The 9,816-nt window shown below is 70.1% G+C and carries 7 protein-coding genes; 5 read left to right on the top strand and 2 right to left on the bottom strand.

Translation table 11 applies throughout. From position 1 onward, the window contains the following. The first annotated feature begins 564 nt into the window (after positions 1-564). Both ACFY3N_RS18745 and ACFY3N_RS18740 read left to right on the top strand, forming a co-directional pair. Positions 565-1,050, top strand: coding sequence for a hypothetical protein (locus ACFY3N_RS18745; RefSeq protein ID WP_390817791.1), 486 nt, complete (start codon positions 565-567; stop codon positions 1,048-1,050). Between the two features lie 49 nt (positions 1,051-1,099). Further along, positions 1,100-2,271 (top strand): IS3 family transposase gene (locus ACFY3N_RS18740; protein WP_390817790.1). Its coding sequence is split into 2 segments (ribosomal slippage): positions 1,100-1,364 and positions 1,364-2,271, totalling 1,173 coding nucleotides; the frame shifts between segments, so codons are not numbered across the junction. Positions 2,272-2,379: 108 nt separating this feature from the next. On the opposite strand, the gene ACFY3N_RS18735 is transcribed toward ACFY3N_RS18740, so the two are convergent. Continuing rightward, entirely contained in the window at positions 2,380-3,090 is a 711-nt protein-coding gene (locus ACFY3N_RS18735; RefSeq protein WP_390817789.1) for a hypothetical protein, read from the bottom strand. 105 nt (positions 3,091-3,195) lie between these two features. Between ACFY3N_RS18735 and ACFY3N_RS18730 the strand changes: the two genes are divergently transcribed. The 3 genes from ACFY3N_RS18730 to ACFY3N_RS18720 all read left to right on the top strand — a co-directional run bounded on the left by ACFY3N_RS18730 (position 3,196) and on the right by ACFY3N_RS18720 (position 8,368). Beyond that, positions 3,196-5,289, top strand: a complete 2,094-nt coding sequence (locus ACFY3N_RS18730) for a HelD family protein (RefSeq protein WP_390817788.1) — start codon at positions 3,196-3,198, stop codon at positions 5,287-5,289. 265 nt (positions 5,290-5,554) lie between these two features. Next, on the top strand, positions 5,555-5,788 hold the full coding sequence (locus ACFY3N_RS18725) for an ATP-binding protein (RefSeq protein ID WP_390817787.1): 234 nt from the start codon (positions 5,555-5,557) through the stop codon (positions 5,786-5,788). A gap of 135 nt (positions 5,789-5,923) precedes the next feature. Then, a complete protein-coding gene (locus tag ACFY3N_RS18720) occupies positions 5,924-8,368 on the top strand; it encodes a LuxR C-terminal-related transcriptional regulator (protein WP_390817786.1) in 2,445 nt (814 codons plus the stop codon). Here ACFY3N_RS18720 and ACFY3N_RS18715 read toward each other — a convergent pair. Beyond that, a complete protein-coding gene (locus ACFY3N_RS18715; RefSeq protein WP_390817785.1) occupies positions 8,322-9,557 on the bottom strand; it encodes a cytochrome P450 in 1,236 nt (411 codons plus the stop codon). The two genes, ACFY3N_RS18720 and ACFY3N_RS18715, sit on opposite strands and share 47 nt — an antisense overlap. Positions 9,558-9,816 lie beyond the last annotated feature (259 nt).

Here is a 9,816-nt window from a genome sequence, read left to right as displayed (position 1 = left end):
CCTCTTGGTTGCCTGCGGCTCAAAAAACCCGTGTTTCTCTTAAAAAAACCCCCCCCCCCCCCCCCCCCCCCCCCCCCCCCCCCCCCCCGGGGGCGCCCCCCCGGGGGGGGGGGGGCCCCCCCCGACCCGTTGCCGCGCGTCCCGTCCCCTCACCGAGTGCACACGAGGTGCCCCATGCCCCGGACCCGACCGTGGGTCGCTCTCCGATTCCTCATCATCACCGTCCTCGGCTCCATGACGGTCTCCTGCACCGGTCCTGAAAGCGTCGAGACTCACCCGCTCCTCCCCACAGGGCGAGGCGAGGAGACCATCACGCTGCCCCTGGACCCCTACTTCCTGGCGCCTGACGACACCGTTCGGCTCCACAAGGCTCTCAGCCTCCTGGTCGCCGACTGCATGCGCCGTGCCGGGCTGAAGCCCCCGCCGGATCCGCCCGGACAGTCCTCGGCTCCGCTGCGCCACCAACGCCGGTACGGAGTGACCGACAAAGAGGCCGCTGGCATCCTCGGCTACCACCCGCCCAACCTCCCTCACCCACCTGAGCCTCGGCTTACCCCTGACCAGATGAAGGCGCTGAAGGGCACCGGAACCGGCCAACCAGGTCCCGGCGGCAGCCCGCCGGAGGGCTGCACGGCGACCGCTGCCCGACAGATCACCGGTACCAGCAGCTACCCCACCGATCCCGAACTGGTGCGCCGGCTCAATGTCGAATCCTACGAACGTTCCCTAACCGAGCCGCGCGTCCGACAGGCAATGCAGCGATGGTCCGACTGTATGAAGGGTCGCGGCCATCGCCACGCCACACCCATCGAGCCGACATTCACCGCACCCAGCCCGACGGAATCGGAGAAGAAGACTGCGCTCGCCGATGTCGCCTGCAAGCGTGAAACCGCTCTGGTCGACATCTGGAGCACCACCGAAACCACCATCCAGCACGATCTGATCGCCCAGCACGGATCGGCACTCGATGCCGTCCTTCGCGACCGTGACCGGATGCTGGCCCGCGCGGACGACGTACAGGCTCTCCCTCAAACGGGACTTCCATCTTGATCGTGGACACCTCGACACTGGATCTTGAGTCCAGGGAGAGGAGTCCCCGGTGGGGATCTATAAGTACTCGGCGGAGTTCCGGGCCGATGCGGTGGCACTGGCCCGTTCGTCGGGCCGGCCCGTCTCACGCGTAGCCGCCGAGCTGGGCGTGAACCACGAGACGCTGCGACAGTGGATCAAGACCGCGGAGCATACCGAGCGGCCCGAGGCGCTCGCGCAGTCCACGAAGGACGCGGAGATCGCCGCCTTGCGCAAGCAGGTCCGCGAGTTGGAGATGGAACGCGACATCCTGCGCCGGGCGGCCACATATTTTGCGGGCGAGACGAACTGGTGAGCCGCTTCGAGTTCGTTGCCGACCACCGCGGCGCCTTCGGCGTGAAGCGACTGTGCACCGTGCTGAACCTGTCGAGGTCCGGGTTCTACCGGTGGCTGAAGACCGCCCGGGCCCGGGCCTCGAAGAAGGCCGCGGACGCCGCGCTCACCCGGTGGATACGCAAGATCCACACAGAGTCCGGGAAGACGTACGGAGCCAAGCGGATCACCGCCGAACTCCGCGCCGGCGGTGTGATGGTGAACCGCAAGCGCATCGAGCGGCTCATGCGCCGGCACGGCATTCAGGGAAGGAGGTTGAAACGGCGGCACCGCACCACGGTCCCGGACCCCGACGCCCAGGCGGTGCCCGATCCGCTGCGGCGGAACTTCACCGCACCGGCCCCCGACCGGGTCTGGGTCGGTGACATCACCTACCTGCCCATCGCCGGCGGGAGATTCCTGTATCTGGCCACCGTCATCGACGTGTTCTCCCGCCGCCTGCTGGGCTGGTCGATGGCCGATCACATGCGGGCCGAGCTCGTCACCGACGCGCTCAGCGCGGCCGTCCGCACGCGCGGCGGCAGGGTGGACGGCGTCATCTTCCACAGCGATCACGGGGCCCAACACGAGTCGAGGACGTTCGCCGACGCCTGCCACCGCGCCGGGATCCGCCGGTCCATGGGAGCGGTCGGCACCTCCGCGGACAACGCCGCCGCGGAGTCGTTCTTCGCCTCGCTCAAGCGGGAGATCCTGCCCGGCCGGCACGGCCGGCCGACCGCACGAGCCGCCCGGCTCGCCGTCTTCCGCCGGCTCGGCTTCTACCACCACCAGCGCAGGCACTCCACGATCGGCTACCTCGCACCGGCCGCCTTCGAACAGAGATCCACTACGCTGGCCATCGCTGCATGACAACCGGTGTCCACGATCAAGGTGGAAGCCCCCCCACCGCCAGACCGTTGACCAGGACAAATACAGAAGTCCGACTGGAGTATTAGTACTCCAGTCTGGTTTCGTGATCTACCCGGCGGATTCGTCGGGGGTTCGTCGTCGGTAGTGACTGCGTCGGGCTGTTGCCCGGTGGTGTCGGCGCCAGATGGACCAATGCAGCAGCCTGGCCGTCGACACGGCAGGCGGGTTGAAGATGGCACCGAAGAGACGGCGGATCTCGGGCACGGTCAGCGTGATCGGATCGAGGCTGTGGTCGAAGTAGTGCGGACCGGCTGGCCGCTGTGGTGCCGCGTCGGCGGCGACGGCGGTCAGGAAAGCCAATGCGAGCATGGCGAGCGTGATGTGCCGGTGCCAGGAGGTCCAGTGCCTCACCTGATAGTGGTCCAGGCCGACCTGGCTCTTCGCGGCCTGGAAGCACTCTTCCACGCTCCAACGGACACCAGCGACGCGGACCGGCTCGGCCAGGGAGACCGTGGCGGGCGACCAGCACAGATAGAAGGCGAGTTCACCGGTGGAGAGGTTGCGTCGGATCAGCAGGTGTCGGTTCGCGCCGATGCCGATGTGGATCCAGGCCCAGTCGTAGTACCGAGGACCTTTCGCGCCGGTGCCGGCACTCTGACGATGCCAGGCCGTGGCGGGCAGCCCGCCAGCAACGGTGTCCGCGCGAATCCGGCCGCGGCCCGGTCGACACCGGCCGCGCGGAGCCCTGGTCGCGCCCAGCCGTACGCGCCCGCTCGGAGCACTGCGCGTAGGCCGTCGGTATCCGGCCAGCAATAACACAACTCAGCCAGTCTATTAACCGGGTTCAGTTATGCTGGGACCCGGAATTCGCCGTCCGGCCTCGTCGGGCGGCGCGCAAGGCCGTCACTTCGGAAAGGTCGATCGATGACGTCACACGTCCAGGACACGTACGGCACCCAGGAGGCCGTCGGACTCGACGACGAGCTGGCCCTGGAGCGTGCGTACGTCGCGGTGTGCCGCGAGGCGATGACCCGGCAGGTGGACGATGCCCAGTACCAGGTCGTCGCGGGCGAGGACGTGTCGGGCGACGGCGCGAGTGCCGAGGCGCTCGGCCGCTACCTGCGCACCCGCGCACGGCAGATGGCGGAGGAGCCCGACAGCCCGCTGTTCTTCGGCCGGCTCGACTTCGAGGACTCCGAGGAGGCGGGGGACCACCGGCGGCAGCGGTACTACATCGGCCGCAGGCGGGTCTCGGAACACCCGGCCGCACCGCCCCTGGTGATCGACTGGCGTGCGCCGGTCTCCCGCACCTACTACCAGGCGAGCGCCCTGGAGCCGCGCGGCGTCGCGGTGCGGCGGCGCTTCGGGTGGGCGCCGTGGAGCCACGGCGCTCCCGAGGACCTCACCGGACTTGAGGACGAGCACCTCGACCACGCCCGCGGCGACGACGGCGGCGACGCGGCGAGCACGATCGTCGCCGCCGAGATCGAGCGGCCCCGCCTCGGCCCGATGCGCGACATCGTCGCCACCATCCAGCCGGAACAGGACAACCTGGTCCGCAGCGAGCTGAACGAGTCGGTCTGTGTGCAGGGCGCCCCGGGCAGCGGCAAGACCGCCGTCGGCCTGCACCGCGCCGCGTATCTCCTCTACACGTTCCCCGAGCGGCTGCAGCGCAGCGGTCTGCTGATCATCGGCCCGAACCGCACCTTCCTGCGCTACATCTCCGAGGTGCTGCCGTCGCTGGGCGAGATCGACATCGCCCAGCTGACGGTGGAGGACGTCGTCGCACGGCACCCAGTGCGGCGGGCGGACTCCGAGGACGTCAGCGTCCTGAAGCACAGCGACCGTATGGCCACCGTCCTTGAGCGCGCACTGTACGCCCGGGTGAGGCACCCGGAGGAGTCCATCGCGGTCACCGACGGCTCGTACCGCTGGCGGGTGGACTCGTACGACCTGGCCCGGGTCATCGACGAGGTGCGGGGCATGGGGGTGCCGTACGGGATCGGCCGCGAGCATGTGCGTTCGCGGGTGGTCACGCTGATCCAGCAGCAGGCCGAGCGGCGGGCCGGCCCGAAGAGCGTGACCTGGGCGCGCAAGATCGGCCGTTCGAAGCCGGTCGCCGCGCTGCTGGAGGCAGCGTGGCCGGTGGCGCGGCCGGAGGAGGTCGTGGCCACGCTGCTGAGCGATCCGGCGGTGATGGAGGCTGCGGCGGACGGGGTGTTCGACGCCGCCGAGCAGCGGGCCCTGCTGTGGGCGAAGCCTCCGCGGTCGGAGAAGAGCGCCACCTGGTCGGTCGAGGACATGCTGCTGCTCGACGAGGTCGCGGGGCTCATCGAACGCCCCGAGGGCTACGGCCATGTGGTCGTGGACGAGGCCCAGGACCTGTCGCCGATGCAGTGCCGGGCGATCGCCCGGCGCAGCGCGTTCGGCTCCATCACGGTGCTGGGCGACCTGGCCCAGGCGACGGCGCCGTGGTCGGCGCGGACCTGGCAGGAGCAGCTGACGCACCTGGGCAAGGCGCAGGCCACGGTCGTCCCGCTGACCACCGGCTTCCGTGTGCCCGCCGCGGTGATGGAGCTGGCCAACCGGCTCGTGGGCGCCCTGGGCGTGGACGTGCCGCCGGCCCGCTCGCTGCGCCATGACGGCGAGTTGACGGTCAGCCCCGTCGACGACCTGGCGTCCGCCACCGTGTCCGCCGTCCGCGCGGCCCTCGACCGCGAGGGGTCGGTCGCGGTCATCGCCGCCGACGACGCGGTCGCCGCCACCTCGGCGGCGCTGCGCCGGGCGGGCATCGAGACGGCGACGGCCGAGGAGGTCGGCACGGCCGCCCGGGTGACCGTGCTGCCCGCGACGGTCGTCAAGGGCCTGGAGTACGACCATGTCGTCGTGGTGGAGCCGGCCGCGATCGTCGAGTCCGAGCCGCGCGGACTGCACCGGCTGTACGTCGTGGTGACGCGTGCGGTGTCCCGTCTCGACGTCCTGCACGCCCGGCCGCTGCCGGAGCCGCTCGCCGTCTGAGGCGCGGACCGTCCGAGAACGGTCGAGACCTGTCCGAGAGGTGCGGCCCGGGGACTCCCCCGGGCCGCATTTTCTTTACGCCTGTTTGAAGAACCCCAAGGCGGAAAATTGCCCTGGCTTTCGAAGTTGGCCGAATTGCCGTTGTCGACGGTCACACTTGCACCAAATCCCTGTGGCGATGATCACTGAAGATCCCGCGGACTGTCTGAAGTTGCAGGATAGCTGAATACATACCGAAGCCTCGGCACCATAGGAGCACCTGCGGATGCCCATCATCGGACGGGACGTACAACTCACCCAATTGCATGACCTGCTGACCGCACGCGACCGCGGAGCGGGTCCGATCGCCCTGTTCAGTGGCCCTGCGGGGATCGGCAAGACCGCCCTCCTCCACGAATTCACCCAGAGCGCGGCGAAGTCCGGTTCCCTCGTCCTGAGAGCGGCCTGCTCCCCGAGGGAGCGCGCCAACTCCTGGGGCGTGGTCCATCAACTCCTGTAGCACACAAGGCGATCCAAAGGAGCTTCACAGCGTACGAGTGACACGCTCGCAGCCGTCGGCCGCAGCCTTGCGGCGGTCACCCGGGCACCGGAAGGTGAACGCGACAAGGCCCTGGGTGAATTCTGCGCGGTCGTCATGGAATTGGCCGACGACCATCCCCTCGTCCTCGCCGTCGACGACATCCACGAGGCCGACCCCGAGTCGCTGAGCTGCCTCGGGCACCTCGCCCGCCGCATGGTCGCCTCCCGGGTCCTGGCGGTGTTCACCGACCGGCCACAGGCCCTGCCCCCGTACGCCGCGGCGCGGGCCGAGTTCGCCCGGCAGGCCGGATTCCATCAGCTGCGGGTCGGACCGCTGACCGCCGGCGACATCCGGCTGCTGCTCACCGAGCGGCTGGGCGTGCCCGCCGACGAGGCCGGCGCCGCGGAGTTCCACGCGGCGAGCGGGGGCAGCCCGCTGTTGACGCGGGCGCTGGTCGAGGACACCTGCAACGCCCTGCAGGGCACGTACACGGGCGCGGCCGCGCTACGGCCGGTCGCCGGGGAGATGTTCGACTCCACGGTGGTCGACTGCGTCCACCGGGTCAGCGCGCCCGCGGCCGATCTCGCCCTGCACCTGGCGGTGCTGGGGCCGGACGCGCTGTCGGTGCTGCTCGACCGCGACAGCACGAACCCGCCCACCCGGCACCTTCAGGAGCTGACCCAGGCCGGCCTGCTGGCGGGACCGGACTTCCGCCACCCGAGGATGCACACCGTGCTGGGAGGTGAGGTCTCCGCCGAGGAGCGGGCGCGGCTGCACGGGCGGGCCGCCGTACTGCTGCACGACAACGGCGCGCATCCGGCCACGGTGGCCGAACACATCGTGGCGGCGGGAGGTATCGCGGAATCCTGGGCTCCCCCACTGCTCCGGGAAGCCGCGATCGAGGCACTCGCTCAGGACGAGTTCCCCAAGGCGATGCGGCTGTTCGACCTGGCCCACGCCATCTGCCCGGACGGGCCGCTGCGGGCGTCCATCCTGTTCCAGCGCACGCTGTCCGCCTGGCAGGTCGACCCGGCCAAGGCGATGCGGCGGCTCCCGGAACTGAAGGAGGCGCTCCAGGCCGGGCATCTCACGGCCACGTCGGGCGCGATGTCCCTGATCAAGAACCTGGTCTGGCACGGCTATGTGGACGAGGCGGCGGAGATGCTGCACCTGGTCGACCGGCAACTGGCCGACGAGCCGGACGAGCAGGGCCTTGCCGAGGCCCGCGCGCTGCAGCAGTGGCTGTCCGTGCTGTGCCCGCCGTTCCACCGGCGCATGTTCGGTGAGGTGACCCCCGACGTCACCGAGGAGCTCACTCCTGCGGCCATCGCAGCGCAGCCGCGCCTTCAAGCAGCCACCGCTCTGTCCGTCGTACTACGGGACGGTGAGGCGGAGGAGGCAGTGGTCGGCGCCGCCCACGTATTGGAGATGTCCGGTCTGACGCCGACCCTGGAAACCATCCCGCTGGCGCTGATGACCCTGTTCCATGCCGACCGCACGGAACAGGTCGACGCGTGGTGCACCACGCTGCTGGACGCGGCCCGCGAGCGGAACATCGCACTGCTGTCCCCCCTACGGGCTGCGAACCTCATCCGGCAGGGCCGGCTGCTGGAGGCGGAGACCCACAGCGACCTGGCCCTGTCGCGGATGTCGTCGCAGGGCTGGGGGCTGAGCACCGCCCTACCGCTGGCGAGTTCGGTGTACGCGCTGACCGCCATGGGCCGGTATGACGAGGCGCGGGCCCGGCTCTGCCGCCCGGTGCCCAAGGCGGTCTTCCAGACCGTTTTCGGCCAGCACTACCTGTACTCCCGAGGCCAGTTCCATCTGGCTACCGGGCGTCTTCAGGCCGCCCTCGGAGATTTCCTGGCATGCGGCAAGGCCCTGGAGAGCTGGGGAGCAGGCGACACCACGCTTATCCCGTGGCGCACCGGGGTGGCTGAAGCCCGGCTGCGCCTGGGCGAGCCGGACCAGGCCGTCACTTACCTGCAGGAGGAACTGGCCCGGCACAGGAGCAGTCCCCGGGTGCACGGCAACGCCCTGCGCCTGCTGGCCTCGACGATGAAGCCCCGGCAGCGGCTGCAGGCGCTGCAGGAGGCCGTGGACGAACTCCAGGCCTCCGGCAGCGACTGGCTGCTGGCGCATGCCCTGGGTGATCTGGGCCGTGTCTACCATCTGCTCGGGCAGTCCAACCGGGCCCGGGTGATCGTCCGGCGTGCCTACCGGATGGCGAAGAAATGCCATGCCGAGCCGCTCAGCCAGAACCTGCTGCCGGACGCGGAGCGGGCGGCCGAGGGACGGCGCTGCGCTGCCGGGCATGAGGTCTCGGAGCAGGTGCATGACGTGTTGTCCGAGGCCGAGCTGCGGGTGGCCGCCCTCGCGGCGGAGGGCCACACCAACCGGGAGATCGCCCGCCGGCTGTTCATCACGGTCAGCACGGTCGAGCAGCACATGACACGTGTCCTGCGCAAGCTCAACCTGTCCCGCCGTGACGAACTGCCGCAGGGCCTGGACACTATGGGCGGTTCAGCCGCACCGGCAGTGAGTGCAGCCCGCGGATGAGGGTGCTGGTGCGCCACCGCATGTCCTCGGGATCGACCGCGAGCCGCATGGCGGGGAAGGTGTCGAGCAGCACGCCGAACGCCACCTGCGCCTCCATCCTGGCCAGCGGCGCCCCGAGGCAGTAGTGGATGCCGTGCCCGAAGGCGACATGGCCGCCGGTGGGCCTGCGGACGTCCAGTGTGTGCGGATCCCCGAAGCGCTCGGGGTCCCGGTTGGCGGAGGCCAGTGCCAGCAGTACGAAGTCGCCAGCCGGGATCTCGGTGTCACCGATGCGCAGGTCCTCGGTGGCGCAGCGGAAGGTGGCGTGCTTCAGCGGGCTCTCCAACCGCAGGAACTCCTCGACCGCGCCGGGCAGGAGGGAGCGATCCTGGCGCAGCGCCTCCCACTGGTCCAGGTTCCGCATCAGGTGCAGCGTGCCGTTGCCGAGGGTGTTGACGGTGGTCTCGTGGCCCCCGATGAACAGCAGGAAGGCCATCGAGACCAGTTCGGTCTCGGTGAGCCGGTCGTCGACGTCACGGGCCGAGACCAGCGCGGCGAGCACATCGTCGGTGGGCGTACGGCGCTTGCGCTCGATCAGCTCACCGAGGTACTCAATCATCGCGGTCGAGGCGGCGGCGGTCGCGGCCGGCGAGTCACCGGAGACGAGCGCCTTGGACCAGGACTTGAAGTTCTCCTGCTCTTCCAGCGGCACACCCAGGAGTAGGCAGATCACCCGGATCGGCAGCGGGAACGCGAACGAGTCCAGCAGATCCACCGGATCGTCGTCCGGGAGGGAGGCGAGCAGTTCGCCGGTGATCTGCTCGATCTCCGGCCGCAGCTTCTCGATGGCGCGGCTGGTGAAGGCCTTGTTCACCAGCTTACGCAGCCGGGTGTGGTCCGGCGGGTCGGAGTGCAGCATGTGGGTGGCGAGGGCGGAGGAGAAGGCGCCACGCTTGTTGCGGTCCGGCTCGTTCTGCGCGAACAGCCGATCCGTCCGGTTGAGGTCGGTGCTCAGCCGGGGGTCCGCCAGCGCCGACCGCACCTCCTCGTAGCCGGTGATCAGCCAGACCGGTAGTCCGCCGCACACGGGGACCCCGGGAGGCATCATCACCCGGTGCGCCGAGCCTTCGGCGTTGAGCCGTGCGTACACGGAGTGCGGGCCCTGCATGAACGCGTCGTCGAGTTCCAGAGGGGCTGAATCCTGAAGCATGGGCACATCCTCGAAAGTGACGGCTCCGGGCCGTTCGCGGGTGGCGCTGAGCCTATGTACGCCTCTGGTGGCCGGGCCTGATCTGCGGCGGGATGAGCGGGTGCAGGGGCCTGATAGGGGCCGCCCGCCGGGTCCGTTCAGTGGGTTCCGGCGGGCGGCCGGAGCAGCCTCCGGGCCGGGGGAGGTCACCCGGCGACTGCTGGTCGGGCGCAGCCACCGGGCCGGGGGAAATCACCCGGCAGCTGCTGGTCCGGTGGGG

The organism is Streptomyces sp. NPDC000348, assembly GCF_042898795.1.
In the GTDB taxonomy this organism is placed as follows: domain Bacteria; phylum Actinomycetota; class Actinomycetes; order Streptomycetales; family Streptomycetaceae; genus Streptomyces.
The sequence above is the reverse complement of the archived record's forward strand: the minus strand, read 5'-3'. Positions and strand labels throughout refer to the sequence as shown.

Coding starts and splice junctions, on each gene's coding strand:
- ACFY3N_RS18745 (WP_390817791.1), top strand. CDS start 565: ATGAAGGCGCTGAAGGGCACCGGAACCGGCCAACCAGGTCCCGGCGGC.
- ACFY3N_RS18730 (WP_390817788.1), top strand. CDS start 3,196: ATGACGTCACACGTCCAGGACACGTACGGCACCCAGGAGGCCGTCGGA.
- ACFY3N_RS18725 (WP_390817787.1), top strand. CDS start 5,555: ATGCCCATCATCGGACGGGACGTACAACTCACCCAATTGCATGACCTG.
- ACFY3N_RS18720 (WP_390817786.1), top strand. CDS start 5,924: ATGGAATTGGCCGACGACCATCCCCTCGTCCTCGCCGTCGACGACATC.
- ACFY3N_RS18715 (WP_390817785.1), bottom strand. CDS start 9,557: ATGCTTCAGGATTCAGCCCCTCTGGAACTCGACGACGCGTTCATGCAG.